At 72.5% G+C, this 16,710-nt stretch carries 13 protein-coding genes; 10 read left to right on the plus strand and 3 right to left on the minus strand.

What is annotated here, in order from left to right:
• The first annotated feature begins 95 nt into the window (after positions 1-95).
• The 9 genes from OG485_RS34225 to OG485_RS34265 all read left to right on the plus strand — a co-directional run bounded on the left by OG485_RS34225 (position 96) and on the right by OG485_RS34265 (position 11,875).
• On the plus strand, positions 96-821 hold the full coding sequence (locus OG485_RS34225; RefSeq protein ID WP_328672440.1) for a class I SAM-dependent methyltransferase: 726 nt from the start codon (positions 96-98) through the stop codon (positions 819-821).
• A gap of 74 nt (positions 822-895) precedes the next feature.
• Positions 896-1,729, plus strand: coding sequence for a M55 family metallopeptidase (locus tag OG485_RS34230; RefSeq protein ID WP_328672441.1), 834 nt, complete (start codon positions 896-898; stop codon positions 1,727-1,729).
• On the plus strand, positions 1,722-3,026 hold the full coding sequence (locus OG485_RS34235) for a M20/M25/M40 family metallo-hydrolase (RefSeq protein WP_328672442.1): 1,305 nt from the start codon (positions 1,722-1,724) through the stop codon (positions 3,024-3,026). The genes OG485_RS34230 and OG485_RS34235 overlap by 8 nt, the downstream gene beginning before the upstream one ends.
• Before the next feature lie 9 nt (positions 3,027-3,035).
• Positions 3,036-5,009 carry an LpqB family beta-propeller domain-containing protein gene (locus tag OG485_RS34240; protein WP_328672443.1) on the plus strand — a complete coding sequence of 658 codons (1,974 nt, stop codon included), beginning with the start codon at positions 3,036-3,038 and terminating at the stop codon, positions 5,007-5,009.
• A 163-nt stretch (positions 5,010-5,172) separates the two neighbouring features.
• Entirely contained in the window at positions 5,173-6,120 is a 948-nt protein-coding gene (locus OG485_RS34245) for a S66 peptidase family protein (protein WP_328672444.1), read from the plus strand.
• A 48-nt stretch (positions 6,121-6,168) separates the two neighbouring features.
• Complete coding sequence (locus OG485_RS34250; RefSeq protein ID WP_328672445.1) at positions 6,169-6,717, plus strand: GNAT family N-acetyltransferase; 549 nt, start codon at positions 6,169-6,171, stop codon at positions 6,715-6,717.
• A gap of 70 nt (positions 6,718-6,787) precedes the next feature.
• A complete protein-coding gene (locus tag OG485_RS34255) occupies positions 6,788-8,764 on the plus strand; it encodes a DUF5107 domain-containing protein (protein ID WP_328672446.1) in 1,977 nt (658 codons plus the stop codon).
• Between the two features lie 460 nt (positions 8,765-9,224).
• Positions 9,225-11,072 carry a transketolase gene (locus OG485_RS34260; RefSeq protein WP_328672447.1) on the plus strand — a complete coding sequence of 616 codons (1,848 nt, stop codon included), beginning with the start codon at positions 9,225-9,227 and terminating at the stop codon, positions 11,070-11,072.
• 110 nt (positions 11,073-11,182) lie between these two features.
• Positions 11,183-11,875: a GvpL/GvpF family gas vesicle protein gene (locus tag OG485_RS34265; RefSeq protein WP_328672448.1), complete on the plus strand. Its 693-nt coding sequence runs from the start codon at positions 11,183-11,185 to the stop codon at positions 11,873-11,875.
• A 93-nt stretch (positions 11,876-11,968) separates the two neighbouring features.
• Here the strand turns inward: OG485_RS34265 and OG485_RS34270 are convergent, their stop codons facing one another.
• The 3 genes from OG485_RS34270 to OG485_RS34280 all read right to left on the minus strand — a co-directional run bounded on the left by OG485_RS34270 (position 11,969) and on the right by OG485_RS34280 (position 14,728).
• Complete coding sequence (locus tag OG485_RS34270) at positions 11,969-12,139, minus strand: hydrophobic protein (protein ID WP_326784621.1); 171 nt, start codon at positions 12,137-12,139, stop codon at positions 11,969-11,971.
• Between the two features lie 43 nt (positions 12,140-12,182).
• A complete protein-coding gene (locus OG485_RS34275) occupies positions 12,183-13,016 on the minus strand; it encodes a class I SAM-dependent methyltransferase (RefSeq protein ID WP_328672449.1) in 834 nt (277 codons plus the stop codon).
• Positions 13,017-13,222: 206 nt separating this feature from the next.
• Entirely contained in the window at positions 13,223-14,728 is a 1,506-nt protein-coding gene (locus tag OG485_RS34280; protein ID WP_328672450.1) for a bifunctional phosphatase PAP2/diacylglycerol kinase family protein, read from the minus strand.
• A gap of 102 nt (positions 14,729-14,830) precedes the next feature.
• Here OG485_RS34280 and OG485_RS34285 point away from each other — a divergent pair, with 102 nt between their 5' ends.
• Positions 14,831-16,450 (plus strand): ABC-F family ATP-binding cassette domain-containing protein, encoded by a 1,620-nt coding sequence (locus OG485_RS34285; protein ID WP_328672451.1) that lies wholly within the window; start codon positions 14,831-14,833, stop codon positions 16,448-16,450.
• Positions 16,451-16,710: the final 260 nt, after the last annotated feature.

Below are 16,710 nucleotides of genomic sequence, written 5' to 3' on the forward strand. Positions count from 1 at the left end.
GAATGCGCCGGCGGCTTGTCGCCGCAGGCCGGGCGCGATAGACCGATCAGGCCCGCCGGGTCCCGGCGGGCGCGGTCGCGACCCCGGGAGCGGGCATGAGCGTGAGCAGTCGGTACCGAGGGGCTTGGGAGGGCTTCTGGAGCGAGGCCCCCGGCGGACAGGGCGGGGTCCTGTGGGACGCCGAGCCCGCGCTCACGGCCGCGGTCCACCTCGCCCACTTCGAGCCGTACCTGACGGCACCCGACCTGCCCCTGGTGGACCTCGGTTGCGGCAACGGCACCCAGACCCGCTTCCTGTCCGACCGGTTCCCGCAGGTCGTCGGCACCGACCTCGTGTCCGCGGCGCTCGACCACGCCCGTGCCGCCGATCCGGCGGGCCGGGCCCGGTACCGCCTGCTCGACGCCGCGGACAAGGCCGAGACCGAGGCGCTGCACGCGGAGCTCGGCGACGCCAACGTCTACATGCGCGGTGTGCTCCACCAGTCCGAGCCGGACGACCGGCAGCCCCTCGCGGACGGCCTGGCCACCCTCGCGGGCGACCGAGGCAGGGTCTTCCTGGTCGAGCTGGCCCAGGCCGCCGGTCCGATCCTGCGCGCCCTGGCGCAGAGCCCCGACGGCCCTCCGGCCAAGCTGGCCCCGGTGTTCCGGCACGGCATCGCCCCGGGCGAGGTCGCGGACGCCGCGGTCCCCGCGTACCTGCGCCAGGCCGGCCTCACCGTCCTCGCGAGCGGGGAACTCCCGCTCTTCACGACCGAGCACACGTCCGACGGCGTCCTCATCGACCTTCCGTCGCGGTGGGTGGTGGCCGGACGCCCCGGGTGACACCGGTGGCCCGGACCGGGAAGAGTTGTCCACAGGCTCTGCCGGGTCCGGGCCGAAGCGCGTACGGTTTCGGCATGAAGATCCTCATCAGCGCCGACATGGAAGGCGCCACTGGCGTGACCTGGCCGGCCGACGTGTTGCCGGGGACTCCCCAGTGGGAGCGGTGCCGCGCGCTGTTCACCTCGGACGTGAACGCCGCGGTGCTGGGTTTCCTCGACGGCGGTGCCGACGAGGTGCTGATCAACGAAGCCCACTGGACCATGCGGAACCTGCTGCTCGAGCGGCTCGACGAGAGAGCGGAGATGCTCACCGGACGGCACAAGTCGCTGTCCATGGTCGAGGGCGTGCAGCACGGGGACGTGGACGGCATCGCGTTCGTCGGTTACCACGCGGGAGCGGGCATGGAGGGCGTCCTCGCGCACACCTTTCTGGCGAACTCCATCACCGGCGTCTGGATCGACGACGTACGGGCCAGCGAGGGGCTGCTCAACGCGCGCGTCGTCGCCGAGTACGGCGTGCCGGTCGTGCTGGTCACCGGGGACGACGTGGCCTGCGAGGACGCCCTCGGGTACGCGCCCGAGGCGCTGAAGGTCGCCGTGAAGGACCATGTCTCGCGGTACGCGGCCGTGTGCCGCACACCGGCCAGGACCGCCGCGGACATCCGGGCCGCGGCCAAGGAGGCGGCCGCGCTGGCGGTGCGGTACGAGCCGGTTGCCGGCGGGCCGTTCACCATCGCCGTGGAGTTCGACGCCGAGCACCTGGTCATGGCCGCCACCGTCGTACCGGGCGTCGGCCGCGTCGGCGAGCGGAAGATCGCGTACACCAGCGACACGATGTACGAGGGGATCCGGACCTTCAAGGCGGTCACCACGATCGCCTCGGCAGCGGTGGAGGAGCAGTATGGCTGACGAACTGGCACTCGACGAGGTCGTCCGGTTCACCTCCGACCTCATCCGGATCGACACGACCAACCGGGGCGGCGGGGACTGCCAGGAACGCCCGGCCGCCGAGTACGCCGCCGCGCGGCTGGCCGAAGCGGGCCTGGAGCCCACACTCCTGGAGCGCACCAAGGGGCGCACGAACGTCGTGGCCCGGCTGGAGGGCACCGACCCGTCCGCGGACGCGCTGCTCGTCCACGGTCATCTGGACGTGGTGCCCGCCGAGGCCGAGGACTGGAGCGTCCACCCGTTCTCCGGCGAGATCCGTGACGGTGTCGTCTGGGGACGCGGCGCGGTCGACATGAAGAACATGGACGCGATGATCCTCTCGGTCGTCCGGTCCTGGGCGCGCGAAGGGGTACGGCCCCGCCGTGACCTGGTCATCGCCTTCACCGCCGACGAGGAGGCGAGCGCCGAGGACGGCTCGGGCTTCCTGGCCGACGAGCACCCCGGACTCTTCGAGGGCTGTACCGAGGGCGTCAGCGAGTCGGGGGCGTTCACCTTCCACGACGGCAGCGGACGGCAGCTGTATCCGATCGCCGCCGGGGAGCGCGGCACCGCCTGGCTCAAACTCACCGCGCGAGGACGGGCGGGACACGGCTCCAAGGTGAACCGGAGCAACGCGGTGACCCGCCTCGCCGCCGCGGTCACGCGCATCGGCGCCCACGAGTGGCCGCTGCGCATCACCCCGACCGTGCGGGCCGCTCTGACCGAACTCGCGGCCCTGTACGGCCTGGACGAAGGCCTGGACGACGTGGACGCCCTCCTCGGCAAGCTCGGTCCGGCCGCCGCGCTCGTCGAGGCGACCGTCCGGGGCAGCGCCAACCCGACGATGCTGAGCGCCGGTTACAAGGTCAACGTGATTCCGGGGGAGGCCGTCGCCTACGTGGACGGACGCTATCTGCCCGGCGGCGAGGACGAGTTCCGCACGACCATGGACCGGCTCACCGGACCGGACGTCGAGTGGGAGTTCCACCACCACGAGGTGGCCCTCCAGGCACCGCTGGACTCGCCGACGTACGCGAGGATGCGCGCGGCCGTCGAGGAGTTCGCACCCGAGGGCCATGTCGTGCCGTACTGCATGTCGGGCGGCACGGACGCCAAGCAGTTCTCCCGTCTCGGCATCACCGGCTACGGCTTCGCGCCGCTCAAGCTCCCGGAGGGCTTCGACTACCAGGCGCTTTTCCACGGAGTCGACGAGCGCGTCCCGGTCGAGGCGCTCCACTTCGGTGTCCGCGTTCTCGACCGCTTTCTGCGTACGGCCTAGGGGGACGAGATGCAGACCACGCCATACGGTTCATGGCCCTCGCCGATCGACGCGAGGCTCGCCGCCGCGCACGACGGCCATCCCGAGTTCGTCGGTTTCGTCGGCGACGAGGCCTGGTGGACCGAGCCCCGGCCTGCCGAGGGCGGGCGGCGCGCGCTGGTGCGGCGGAAGGCGGACGGCACCGAGGAGACGGTCCTTCCGGCCCCCTGGAACGTGCGCAGCCGCGTCATCGAGTACGGCGGCAGCCCCTGGACCGGGATCACGCGTCCCGAAGGCCCGCTGATCGTCTTCGTCGACTTCGCCGACCAGCGCCTCTACCGCTGCGAACCCGGAAGCGAACCGAGCCCGTTGACCCCCCTCTCGCCGGTGGGAGGCGGACTGCGCTGGGTGGATCCGCAGTTGCGGCCGGAGCGCGGCGAGGTCTGGTGCGTCATGGAGGAGTTCACCGGCGACGGACCCACCGACGTGCGCCGGGCCGTCGTCGCGGTGCCGCTGGACGGATCGGCGGCGCAGGACCGTGCCGCCGTGCGCGAGCTGTCCGACGGGCGGCACCGGTTCGTCACCGGGCCCCGGCTCTCGCCGGACGGCCGGCAGGCGGTCTGGCTGGCCTGGGACCACCCGCGGATGCCGTGGGACGGCACCGAGGTGATCCTCGCGGACGTGTCCGCGGACGGCACGCTGTCCACCCCGCGGTCCGTCGCGGGGGGCCCGGAGGAGTCCGTCGTCCAGGCCGACTGGGCGGCCGACGGCACGCTCCTCTACGCCAGTGACCGCAGCGGCTGGTGGAACCTTCACCGCCTCGGCGCGGACGGCGAGGCGATCGCCCTCTGCCCGCGCGAGGAGGAGTTCGGCGGCCCTCTGTGGAAGGTCGGACTCCGGTGGTTCGCGCCGCTGGACAGCGGCCTGGTCGCCGTCGTGCACGGACGGGGTGCCACCGCGCTCGGGATACTGGACCCCGAGACCGGCGAACTCGTCGACACGGCCGGCCCCTGGACCGAGTTCGCCTCGACGCTCGCGGTGCACGGCAGCAGGGTCCTCGCCGTCGGGGCCAGCCCCCGCAGCGCCCATGAGGTCGTCGAACTGGACGCCCGCACCGGGCGGACCCGGGTGATCGGCGCCGCCCACGACGACCCGGTCGACCCCGCGTACTACCCGGAACCCCAGATCCGCACCTTCGCCGGCCCCGCCGGACGTGAGGTCCACGCGCACATCTACCCGCCGCACCACCCCGGCCACGTGGGCCGCACCGACGAACTCCCGCCGTACGTCGTATGGGTCCACGGCGGCCCCACCGGCAGGTCGGCCCTCGTGCTCGACCTGGAGATCGCCTACTTCACCTCCCGGGGAATCGGAGTGGCCGAGGTCAACTACGGCGGGTCGACCGGCCACGGCCGGGAGTACCGCAACCTGCTGCGGGAGCAGTGGGGTGTCGTCGACGTCGAGGACTGCGCGGCCGTCGCGCTCGCGCTCGCCGACGAGGGCACCGCCGACCGGCGGCGGCTCGCGATCCGCGGCGGCAGCGCGGGAGGCTGGACCACGGCCGCCTCGCTGGCCACCACCGACGTCTACGCCTGCGGCACGATCATCTATCCCGTGATCGACCTCACCGAATGGGCCTCGGGCGAGACCCACGACTTCGAGTCGCAGTACCTGGAATCGCTGGTCGGTCCGCTCGCCGAGGTGCCGGCCCGGTACACGGAGCGGTCGCCGTCCACGCACGCCGACAGGATCACCGCGCCCTTCCTGCTGCTCCAGGGGCTCGACGACGCCATCTGCCCGCCCGTGCAGTGCGAACGCTTCCTGGCCCGCGTCGAGGAGCAGGGCCGCCGGGTCCCGCACGCCTACATCGCCTTCGAGGGAGAGGGACACGGGTTCCGGCGCGCCGAGACGATGGTGCGCGCCCTGGAGTCCGAACTCTCCCTGTACGCGCAGGTCCTCGGACTGAACCCGCCCGGCATCCCCACCCTGGAGCTGTCCAAGTGAGGCGGCCGGCAGTCATCGGCACATGAACCGACACCACATGAACCGACAGCACATGAACACCGGCAGATGACCGCCGGCACATGAGCACCAGCACATGAGCACCAGCACATGAACGCCGCACATGGACGCCGCACATGAACCCTCAGCAACTGGAGCATCACGAATGACCCGAGCGACCACACCGACAGCCGAACTGACCAGGCCCGCGCGGCTCGCCGCCGGGGCCAGGGTCGCGGTGGTCGCGCCCAGCGGGCCCGTCCCCGAGGAACGGCTCGAAGCCGGCCTCGACATCCTGCGCGGCTGGGGCCTGGACCCTGTGGTGGCACCCCATGTCCTGGACCGGCACACCGAGTTCGCCTATCTGGCGGGGACGGACGCGGACCGGGCCGCCGACTTCCAGGCGGCCTGGTGCGACCCGGACGTGGCCGCGGTCCTGTGCGCCCGCGGTGGCTACGGCGCTCAGCGCATGATCGACCTGCTCGACTGGGACGCCATCCGGGAGGCGGGACCCAAGGTCTTCGTCGGCTTCAGCGACATCACCGCACTGCACGAGGCGTTCGCCACGCGGGTGGGGCTCGCGACCCTGCACGGGCCGATGGTGGCGGCCGCCGACTTCCTGAAGAACACGCGGTCGCAGGAACATCTGCGGACGACTCTCCTCGAACCCGAGTCGGTGCGCACCATCGCCTCCGGCGAGGCCGCCGCGCTCGTGCCCGGGAAGGCCCGCGGGGTCACGCTCGGCGGCTGCGTCAGTCTGCTGGCGGCGGAACTCGGCACACCGCACGCCCGCGCCGGTGCCCGGGGCGGGCTGCTCCTGATCGAGGACATCGGCGAGGAGGCCTACCGGCTGGACCGGATCCTGACGCAACTGCTGCGCAGCGGCTGGCTCGACGGAGTGGCGGGGGTCGCGCTCGGCTCCTGGGTGGACTGCGGACCCTACGAACGCGTCCGCGCGGTGTTCGCCGACCGGCTCGGCGCACTCGGCGTTCCGGTCGTCGAGCACTTCGGGTTCGGGCACGCGGAGGGGACGCTGACGATGCCGTTCGGCGTTCGCGCCGAGCTCGACGCGGACGCCGGGACACTGACACTGGAGGAGCCCGCGCTGCGCTGACCTCTGTGAGAGGCTGCCGCCGAACCGGGGCTCGCGTAGGGTGACCTGATGCCTGAGAACGCCGGCTGTCTTGCCGAGGGCCCCCGTGTGGGCATCCGTCACTTCACCCTGGAGGACGGCGCGGAGTTCACCGCACGGGCCAGGGAGAGCAGGAGCCTGCACCGCCCCTGGCTCTTCCCGCCCGCCGACGTCGACGCCTATGCCGCCTACGCGGGGCGGCTCATCGAGGATCCGACCAAGGCCGGGTTCCTCGTCTGCGAGCGGGACGGCGGGGGGATCGCCGGGTTCATCAACATCAACAACATCGTCCGGGGCGGCTTCCTGTGCGGTGCCCTCGGCTACGGCGCCTTCGCGCACGCGGCGGGGCGCGGGCTGATGACCGAGGCACTCGGCCTCGTCGTGCGGTACGCGTTCGGGCGGATGGGCCTGCACCGGCTGGAGATCAACGCGCAGCCCGGCAACGCGGGGTCGGTCGCGCTCGCCCGGACCTGCGGCTTCCGGCTCGAAGGCTTCTCGCCGGCCTTCATCCACATCGACGGTGCCTGGCGGGACCACGAACGGTGGGCGATCACCGCGGAGATGGTCAAGCCCGGCTGACGCCTTTGCGGAATCCTGACCAGATTCTGATGAGCGGACACCCTGGTCAGCAGGCCGATGACCCTGTTCCATGGTCATCGTGACGACGATCCGACGTGACGTACTGGCCCTTCCGGCCGCGGAACTGGGCCCGAGCAACCCGCTGCCGCCGCTGCGGACCCTCGACGAGATGCACCGTATCGACGACCGCGACCGTGTCGGCCTGCCGGGCGACATGGCCCGGCAGATCGGGTACGAGCCGCTGCGCAGCGTGCTGCCGGAACGCATACGGGACGGGTACGAGCGAGAACGGGCGCCGCGCGAACTCGACACGATAGTGATCGAGAACGACCGGCTGCGCGCCACCGTGCTGCCCGGTTACGGGGGTCGCATCGTCTCGCTCTTCCACAAGCCCACCGCGACGGAACTGCTCTACAGCAACCCGGTGCTCCAGCCGGCCTGCTTCGCCCTCAACGGCGCCTGGTTCTCCGGCGGCATCGAGTGGAACATCGGAGCCACCGGGCACACCACCCTGTCGTGCTCACCGGTCCACGCGGCCCGCGTCCCCGCCCCGGGCGGCGGCGAGATGCTGCGCCTGTGGGAGTGGGAACGCCTGCGCGACCTCCCCTTCCAGGTCGATCTGTGGCTGCCGGACGGCTCGGACTTCCTGTATGTCGGCGTCCGCGTCCGCAACCCGCACGAGAAGCCCGCCCCGCTGTACTGGTGGTCCAACATCGCGGTCCCCGAGGAGCGCAGGGTGATCGCCCCGGCCGAGGAGGCCTGGCACTTCGGCTACGAGCGACGGCTGCGCCGGGTGCCCGTGCCGGCGTACGACGGGACCGACCGGACGTACCCGCTCAACAGCACCTTCCCCGCCGACTACTTCTACGAGGTGCCCGACGGGCGGCGCCGCTGGATCGCCGCGGTCGACGACGCGGGCGAGGGGCTGGTCCAGACGTCCACCGACGTCCTGCGCGGCCGCAAGCTCTTCGTCTGGGGATCGGGGCCCGGCGGGCGGCGCTGGCAGGAGTGGCTCACCGAGCCGGGGACCGGCGGGTACTGCGAGATCCAGGCCGGACTCGCCCGCACCCAGCTCGAACACGTCAGACTGGAGGCCGAGAGCGGCGTCTCCTGGCTGGAGGCGTACGGGCCGCTGTCCGTGAGCCCTGAGCCGGCGCACGGGGCCGACTGGGAGGCCGCGCGGGCGGAGGTCGAGGGCCGTCTGGAGAGCGCGCTGTCCCGGGACGCGGTCGAGGCCGCGTACGCCGCCTGGCTGCCGCACGCCGACACCGCGCCCGGCGAGGTCCTCGCCGTCGGTTCCGGCTGGGGCGCGCTCGAAGTGCTGCGCGCCGCGCACAAGCTGCCCGGGACGCCCTTCGAGGAGAGCACGCTCGGCGAGGACCAGGAGCCGTGGCGGGAACTGCTGAGCTCCGGCGCGTTCCCCGAGCTCCGGCGGGTCGGACCGCCCGGCGAGACACTGGTGGCCTCGCACTGGCGCGACCTGCTGGAGACGGCACCCGCCACTCCGGCCGCCGAGTACCACCTCGGAGTCGCCCAGTGGCATGCCGGAGATGTGGCGCAGGCCGTGCGGAGCTGGGAGCGGGCGCTCGAACTCGCCCCGTCGCAGTGGCCGTTGTTGCGCTGCCTCGCCGTCGCGGACCAGGAGGCGGGCAACGACGAGCGTGCCGCGGACCGTTATGCCGAGGCCTTCGACGACCTGTGCCGGGAGCGGCGCGACGACGGACAGCGGTGGACCGCGGCGATGGCCGCGCTCGGCCGCGAGGCCATCGAGGCGCTGCTGAAGGCCCGCCGTCCCGCGCAGGCGCGTGCCGTCTGGGCGCGGCTGCACCCCGGAACCCGGGACCGTGGCCGGTTCCGCCTCGTCGAGGCCGAACTGCTGCTCGCCGAGGGCCGCCGCGAGGAGGCACGGGCGGTCTTCGACGCGGGCTTCGAGGTGGCCGACCTGCGCGAGGGGGCGGAGAGCGTCGACCGGCTGTGGTCCCGGCTCAGTGACGAGCCCCTGCCGGCGCGCTACGACTTCCGCATGCGGCCGCCGTCCACGCCCTGAGCCTGTCGCGGTCACCGCTTCCGGGAGCAGGGCCCCGTGATCACGCCTCGGGTGCTCCACCGCCGGGTGGAGCACCCGAGGCGTGCCTGGACGCGTTCACTCCGCCCGGCCGGGTCATCGGTGCCCACGCGCCCGCCTCCCCGCCCGGCGGCACGGGCTGATGTACCCCGCCGATCCCGTCCGGGACGCCCGATGTCCCCGGCGCGGCCACGGGTCGGGTCCCTCCGGCGGCCCCGAGGTGTGGCTGCAGCGGGCTCGATAGGAAATCGCCCAGGGTGCCGGTCGCGCGAAACACCGGGCGTGCCCGCGTTTGGGCCCCCGGCTCAGGGGGACGCGGAAAGCCCGTACGGCGGGCGGAAACCGGCCCCGCACCAAGCTCACTGGGGGCCGGTGCACCGAGCTGTCCGGAAGCCGCTGTCCAGAGGCCACCGGCCCCGGGGGAGACGTAGGAAGGATCATCATGAACACACGCCGGCTCATCGACCTGGCCCAGCAACTGCGCGTCGACAGCGTCCGGGCCGCCGACGCCGCGGGCTCGGGACACCCGACGTCGTCCATGTCCGCCGCCGACCTGATGGCGGTCCTGCTGGCCGAGCACACGCGCTACGACTTCGAACGCCCCCAGCACCCCGGCAACGACCGCTTCGTCCTCTCCAAGGGACACGCCTCGCCCCTCCTGTACTCCGCGTACAAGGCCGCAGGCGCCCTGAACGAGGCCGAACTGCTCACCTTCCGCAAGGCGGGCAGCCGGCTCGAAGGGCATCCCACGCCCCGGCGGCTCCCGTGGGTCGAGACCGCCACCGGATCGCTCGGCCAGGGGCTGCCCGTCGGAGTCGGCATCGCGCTCGCCGGAAAGCGGCTCGACCGCACCGGATACCGCGTCCGGGTGCTGTGCGGTGACAGCGAACTCGCCGAGGGCTCCGTGTGGGAGGCCGCCGAGCACGCGGGGTACGAGCACCTCGACAACCTCACCGTGATCGTCGACGTCAACCGCCTGGGCCAGCGCGGGCCGACCCGGCACGGACACGACCTCGACGCGTACGCGCGCCGTTTCGGGGCCTTCGGCTGGCACACCGTCCAGATCGACGGACACGACGTGGAGGCGATCGACCGGGCCTTCACGGAGGCGGACTCCACGAGTGGACGGCCGACCGTCATCCTCGCCCGCACCCTCAAGGGCAAGGGCGTGGCATCGGTCCAGGACCGCGAGGGACTGCACGGCAAACCGCTGCCGGACGCCGACGCGGCGATCGCCGAACTCGGCGGAGTGCACGACCGCCGGGTGGCCGTCCAGCAGCCGCCCGCCGCCCGGATGCTGCACGCCGTACGGTCCGGACACCTCGACCTGCCGCGGTACGAGACCGGTGACGAGGTCGCCACCCGCGACGCCTTCGGAAAGGCACTCGCCGCGCTCGGCGACGCCCGCGGCGATGTCGTCGCCCTGGACGGCGAGGTCGGCGATTCGACCCGCGCCGAGTTCTTCGCCAAGGACCACCCCGAGCGCTACTTCGAGTGCTACATCGCCGAGCAGCAACTGGTCGCCGCCGCCGTGGGCATGGCCACGCGCGGCTGGGTGCCGTACGCCTCGACGTTCGCGGCCTTCCTCACCCGGGCCCACGACTTCGTCCGCATGGCCTCCATCAGCGGTGCCGGCATCAACCTCGTCGGCTCCCACGCGGGCGTCTCCATCGGGCAGGACGGGCCTTCGCAGATGGGTCTCGAGGACCTGGCGATGTTCCGGTCCGTGTACGGCTCGACCGTGCTGTACCCGTGTGACGCCAACCAGACGGGGAAGCTCGTCGCCACGATGGCGGGCCTGGAGGGCGTCCGCTATCTGCGCACCTCACGCGGTGACAGCCCCGTCATCTACAGCGCCACCGAGGAGTTCCCGGTCGGCGGCAGCAAGGTGCTCCGCGCCTCCGCCGACGACCGGCTCACGCTCGTCGCCGCGGGTGTCACCGTCCACGAGGCGCTGGCCGCCGCGGAAGCACTCGACCGCGAGGGCATCCAGGCCCGTGTGATCGACCTCTACTCGGTCAAGCCCGTGGACCGCGCGACTCTGCGCGAGGCCGCCGAGGAGACCGGCTGCCTGGTCACGGTGGAGGACCACCGTGAGGAGGGTGGCCTCGGGGACGCGGTCCTCGACGCCTTCACCGACGGCCGGCCCGTGCCCCGTCTGGTGCGTCTCGCCGTTCGTACGATGCCGGGCTCCGCGAGTCCCGGGGAGCAGCTCCACGCCGCGGGCATCGACGCCGAGTCGATCGCGGCGGCGGGCCGTCTCCTGGTCGAGACCGCCATGGCGCGCTGAGCGGTCCCGGGCCCGGGACGGGAGAAACGCCATGATGCGCCGACCGGACTCCGGAGGGCACCATGGTCAGTACGCCGCGGGGGTGCGAGGGGAAGCGCGGGAGGAGACTCATGAGCGCTCTGCGCTATGTCTACGCGATCTGCCGCCCCTTCCCGGCGGCGTTGTCGGCCGAGCTGGCCGGGGTCGGGGGCGTCCCGCCCAGACTGCTGCGCCACGGCGGCCTGATCGCCGTGGTCGGCTCGGTCCCGGAGCGGGACTTCGACGCCGAGCCGCTGCGCCGCCGGCTGGAGGACGTCCACTGGCTGGAGGCGACGGCCCGCGCCCACCAGGGCGTCATCGACGCGCTCACCGCCGTCACCAGCCCGCTGCCGCTCCGGCTCGCCACCGTTCTCCGGGACGACAGCGGCGTACGCGTGATGATGGACGAACGCCGGGAGGATTTCGAGCGGACGCTCGACCGGCTCGACGGACGCGTGGAATGGGACGTGAAGGTGTATGCCGAAACGGCCGATGTTTCCGGGGAGTCCGGGGAATTCACGCGCCGGCTGCACGGCACCCTTTCCGAGTGCGCCGAGGAGAACAGGCTGCTGACCCCGCGGAATCCGGAAGAGGGTTCCCAAATTCTTGACGCGGCCTATCTGGTGCCGCGCGCGGACTCGGGGGAATTCCTGGAACGGGTGAACGGAAGTGTGGGCGAGGAGCCGGGGACGCGAGTGGAGCTGACGGGGCCGTGGGCGGCGTACTCCTTCACGGGATCCACGGGCCTCACCGGGTTCGCCGGCCTCACGGGCTGTACGGACTGAGTGGCGCGGAGCGCGGCCCGGGGTCCAGGACCGTCCTGGACCCCGGGCCGCGCCAAGCTGTTTCTCCCCGAGGTCTTCCCGAAGGGGGAAGAGCTACCACCTGTACCAGCGGCCCCGGCTTCCGGAAGCGCTCGTGCCGCGCACCAGGAATCCGAGCAGCCACAGGACAATGACCACCAGTGCTATCCACCACAGAATCTTCAGTGCGAATCCGGCACCGAAGAGAATCAGCGCGAGCAAGAGAACGAGCAGGATGGGAACCATAGTGTGAGACCTTCTGCTTTCCGGGTTTCCGGATATCGCGGAATCAGGCTTCCTTTCGGCAGAGAATTTCTCCGTGCAGGACGGAGAACCAGCCGTCCTCCTGGCGTCCCCACTGCCGCCAGGCGTCCGACACCGCCCGCAGTCCGACCGTGTCCGCGTGGCCCCCTTCCGTCGCCCGCTCCGCGTACGCCGAGGCCAGCGTGCGGTCGGCCCACAGCCCGCTCCACCACTCCCGCTCGTCCTCGGTGGCGAACGTCCAGGTGCTCGACGTGGCCGTGATGTCCCGGATCCCGGCTGCCAGCGCCCAGGACTTGAGACGGCGGCCGGCGTCGGGCTCGCCCCCGTTGGCGCGGGCGACGCGCAGGTACAGGTCCAGCCACGCGTCCATGCCCGGGGTGGACGGGTACCAGGTCATGGACGAGAAGTCGGCATCGCGGACCGCGATGAGCCCGCCGGGCCTGGTGACCCGGTGCATCTCGCGCAGCGCCTGCACCGGATCACCCACGTGCTGGAGCACCTGGTGGGCGTGGACCACGCAGAACGTGTCGTCCGGGTACTCCAGCGCGTGGACGTCGGCGACGGCGAACTCGACGTTTCCCAGGCCGCGTTCGGCCGACGTCCGGCGTGCCTGGTCGAGGATGCCGGGCGCGTGGTCGACGCCGGTGACGTGGCCGTCCGGTACTCGTTCGGCCAGGTCCGCGGTGATGGTGCCCGGCCCGCAGCCGATGTCGAGGATCTTCATGTGCGGCTTCAGCGAGTCGAGCAGGTAGGCCGCCGAGTTGGCGGCTGTACGCCAGGTGTGGGAGCGCAGCACCGACTCGTGGTGGCCGTGGGTGTAGACGGCGGTCTCCTGCGGTTTCGACTGTGGCTGCGACATGACCGGTCCCCTTCTCGTACGGGCCTCGTGGAGGTGTACGCACTCCCTGAGGCGATGTCATCACCGTACGCGGTCATGCCGAATGATGAGACCCGCATCTTGCGATGTGGACACCGTGTGGGCGGCGGCAGCCCGCGCGGGCGCGCACGGACGGTTGCGAGGGACGGCGTACGGGACCGGCCGGCGGGGCGACGCGCGGGAACGGGTCAGTGCGCGGGAAACGGGCGGTAGACGGTCAGCGCCTCGCGGCTCTTGCGCAGGGTCACCTCGCCGCTCACCTCGGTGACCTCACCGTCGTAGGCCAGCAGAGTGCCGGGAGCCACGCCCTCGATGCGCAGGCGGCCCACCCGTACGGCCGCGTGCGCGGGCGAGCGGGTGAGGGGACCCGCGAAGGCCGCGGCCAGCAGCCGCACCGCGGGATGACGGCCGCCGTGCACGACCCGTACGTCGAGGCGGCCGTCCGCGAGGTCGAAGCGGCGGGCGGGTGCCAGGCCCATCCGGTGGTACGTGCCGTTGCCGGCGAACAGCAGCCACAACGGGTGCGTACGGCCGCCGAGTTCGGCCCGCAGCGGATGATGGTCGGCGCGCAGCACACGCAGGGCGCCCAGCACTCCCGCCGGCCAGCTGCCGATCACCCGGGACCAGTTCTCCCGCTCGCGCACCAGCTCCGGATAGATGCCCAGGCTGCACGTGTTGAGGAAGATGCCGTTCGTGCCGCCCGACGCGAACCGGCCCACGTCCACCTGGACCGCCTCGCCCTCCTGGAGCGCGCGGACCAGATCGCGTTCGCCCTCCACGCCGAGATCGTGGGCGAAGTGGTTGAGCGTGCCGCCCGGCAGCACGGCGAGGGGGATCCCGTGGCGCAGGGCGACCTCGGCCGCGGCGTTCACCGTGCCGTCGCCGCCGCACACGCCCAGCACCCGGGCGCGGGTCGCCGCCTTCTCCAGCTCCTCCCGCAGGTCGCAGGGCTCGCACTCCACGATCTCGGCCCCCGGCAGCGCCCCGGCCAGCGCGCCGACCCGCTCCGAGGTGCCCGAGCCCGTGTTGGCCACCATGACCAGGCCCTCGCCCTCACCGTCGGCCAGCGCGGGCGCGTCGGCGCTCGGACGGCCGGGCGGGGTCAGTTGGTCGCGGGTGGGCACCAGCGCGCGCACGGCGTACGCGGCGCCGACACCCAGGGCCGCACCGGCCAGGACATCGCTCGGGAAATGGACGCCGGTGTAGACGCGGGACAGTGCCACCGCCGCGGCCAGTGGTGCGACGGCCGCGCCCCAGCCGCGGGACTCCAGTGCCATCCCCGTGGCGAAGGCGGCGGCGGAGGCGGCGTGCCCCGACGGGAACGACGTGGTGATCGGCTGGCGCTTGAGCTGCCGGACGGCGGGGACAGGGCCGAGACCGGGGCGGGTGCGGCGCACCGAGCGCTTGCCGACGGTGTTGATCGCGGCGGAGGCCAGGGCGAGCGAGGCGACACCGCGTGCGGCGGCCCGGCGGGCCCGCGGGGTGCGGCTCGCCGCCACGGCGGCGGCCGTCGCGAACCACAGGACACCGTGGTTCGCGCTCCGGCTCAGCCGCGGCAGCACGGGGTCGCCGCCCGGCCAGTGCCGCGCCGCGACCGCCTCGAAGAGCCGGCAGTCCAGTCCGAGCAGGCGGTCCCGAAGGGCGTGGCGGCCCGGTACGAGGGCGGTCAGGTCGACATCCGGGGTCGTGGTCATGCGGGTCCGTCTACCCCGGATCAGGCGGTTCCCGCCCCCGCCCCGGCCCTTCGTCGCATACGCGTTTGCCCCGCACCCCCGCTCCCCGGAGAATGCCTGCCCATGGGACATCTCGAAGCCGCGCACCTTGAGTACTACCTTCCCGACGGGAGGGCGCTGCTCGGCGATGTGTCGTTCCGGGTGGGGGAGGGGGCCGTCGTGGCCCTGGTGGGGCCCAACGGTGCCGGGAAGACGACGCTGCTGCGGCTGATCTCGGGAGAGCTCAAGCCCCACGGAGGAACCGTCAACGTGGGCGGCGGGCTCGGCGTGATGCGGCAGTTCGTGGGGTCCGTACGCGACGAGACGACCGTGCGCGAGCTGCTCGTCTCCGTGGCCCCGCCCCGGATCCGCGAGGCGGCGAAGGCCGTGGACGCCGCCGAGCACGCCATGATGACCGTGGACGACGAGGCGGCGCAGCTCCGCTACGCGCAGGCGCTCTCCGACTGGGCCGAGGTCCGCGGATACGAGTCCGAGACCCTCTGGGACATGTGCACGATGGCCGCCCTCGGTGTCCCCTACGAGAAGGCGCAGTGGCGGCTGGTGAGGACCCTGTCCGGAGGCGAGCAGAAGCGCCTGGTCCTTGAGGCGCTGCTGCGCGGCACCGACGAGGTGCTGCTCCTCGACGAGCCGGACAACTACCTCGACGTGCCCGGCAAGCGCTGGCTGGAGGAGCGGCTCAAGGAGACCCGCAAGACCGTCCTGTTCGTCTCCCACGACCGCGAACTCCTCGCCCGCGCCGCCCAGAAGATCGTCAGCGTCGAGCCCGGCCCGGCCGGCGCGGACGCCTGGGTGCACGGTGCCGGATTCGCGACCTATCACGAGGCCAGGCGCGAGCGGTTCGCGCGCTTCGAGGAGCTGCGCAGGCGCTGGGACGAGAAGCACGCGCAGCTCAAGAAGCTGGTTCTGAACCTCCGTCAGGCGGCCGCCGTCAGCCACGAGATGGCGTCCCGCTACGCGGCGGCGCAGACCCGGCTGCGCAAGTTCGAGGAGGCCGGACCGCCTCCGGAGCCGCCGCGCGAGCAGGACATCAGGATGCGGCTGCACGGCGGGCGGACCGGGGTGAGGGCCGTGACCTGCAAGGGACTCGAACTCACCGGTCTGATGAAACCGTTCGACCTGGAGATCTACTACGGCGAGCGGGTCGCCGTCCTCGGCTCCAACGGCTCGGGGAAGTCGCACTTCCTGCGGCTGCTCGCGGGCGGCGACGTCGCGCACACCGGGGAGTGGAAGCTCGGCGCCCGCGTGGTCGCCGGCCACTTCGCGCAGACGCACGCCCATCCGGAACTGGAGGGCCGCACGCTCCTGGACATCCTGTGGACCGAGCACGCGCAGGACCGCGGAGCGGCGATGTCCCGGCTGCGCCGCTACGAGCTGACCGCGCAGGCCGAGCAGCGCTTCGAGAAGCTGTCGGGCGGCCAGCAGGCACGATTCCAGATCCTGCTCCTGGAACTGGAGGGCTCGACGGCCCTGCTCCTCGACGAGCCGACCGACAACCTCGACCTGGAGTCCGCGGAGGCACTTCAGGAGGGCCTGGAGGCGTACGAGGGGACGGTCCTGTCGGTCACCCACGACCGCTGGTTCGCCCGCTCCTTCGACCGCTACCTGGTCTTCGGCTCGGACGGCCGGGTACGGGAGACACGGGAGCCCGTGTGGGACGAGCGCCGCGTGGAGCGCGAGCGGTAGGACCTGTCCGGTCGGTCACGGTGGAGGATGCCGACGGCCCCTGGTGGACCCCGCGTCTGCGCCGTGACCGACCGGACAGGTCCTGGGCGGGCCGGTGCGGTGACCTCGCGCGGGCGGGTCCCGGTGGGGACGCCGGGCCCGTCCCGGGGAGGCCCGGCACCCCGGATGTTCGTAGAGTGGAGGGAGTGGGTCTCGACCCACGGCTCCCTCCCGGAGGCCGCTCGGGGCAGTGTCTGCCCGGGGTGGACGTCCGGACCGCA

Origin of the sequence: Streptomyces sp. NBC_00328 (assembly GCF_036139655.1) — a bacterium.
Lineage (GTDB): Bacteria > Actinomycetota > Actinomycetes > Streptomycetales > Streptomycetaceae > Streptomyces.

Excerpts from the sequence above, each read along its gene's own strand:
- OG485_RS34225 (WP_328672440.1), top strand. The coding sequence starts at position 96 with ATGAGCGTGAGCAGTCGGTACCGAGGGGCTTGGGAGGGCTTCTGGAGC.
- OG485_RS34270 (WP_326784621.1), bottom strand. The coding sequence starts at position 12,139 with ATGGTTCCCATCCTGCTCGTTCTCTTGCTCGCGCTGATTCTCTTCGGT.
- OG485_RS34260 (WP_328672447.1), top strand. The coding sequence starts at position 9,225 with ATGAACACACGCCGGCTCATCGACCTGGCCCAGCAACTGCGCGTCGAC.
- OG485_RS34280 (WP_328672450.1), bottom strand. The coding sequence starts at position 14,728 with ATGACCACGACCCCGGATGTCGACCTGACCGCCCTCGTACCGGGCCGC.
- OG485_RS34255 (WP_328672446.1), top strand. The coding sequence starts at position 6,788 with ATGGTCATCGTGACGACGATCCGACGTGACGTACTGGCCCTTCCGGCC.
- OG485_RS34250 (WP_328672445.1), top strand. The coding sequence starts at position 6,169 with ATGCCTGAGAACGCCGGCTGTCTTGCCGAGGGCCCCCGTGTGGGCATC.
- OG485_RS34235 (WP_328672442.1), top strand. The coding sequence starts at position 1,722 with ATGGCTGACGAACTGGCACTCGACGAGGTCGTCCGGTTCACCTCCGAC.
- OG485_RS34285 (WP_328672451.1), top strand. The coding sequence starts at position 14,831 with ATGGGACATCTCGAAGCCGCGCACCTTGAGTACTACCTTCCCGACGGG.
- OG485_RS34240 (WP_328672443.1), top strand. The coding sequence starts at position 3,036 with ATGCAGACCACGCCATACGGTTCATGGCCCTCGCCGATCGACGCGAGG.
- OG485_RS34245 (WP_328672444.1), top strand. The coding sequence starts at position 5,173 with ATGACCCGAGCGACCACACCGACAGCCGAACTGACCAGGCCCGCGCGG.
- OG485_RS34230 (WP_328672441.1), top strand. The coding sequence starts at position 896 with ATGAAGATCCTCATCAGCGCCGACATGGAAGGCGCCACTGGCGTGACC.
- OG485_RS34275 (WP_328672449.1), bottom strand. The coding sequence starts at position 13,016 with ATGTCGCAGCCACAGTCGAAACCGCAGGAGACCGCCGTCTACACCCAC.
- OG485_RS34265 (WP_328672448.1), top strand. The coding sequence starts at position 11,183 with ATGAGCGCTCTGCGCTATGTCTACGCGATCTGCCGCCCCTTCCCGGCG.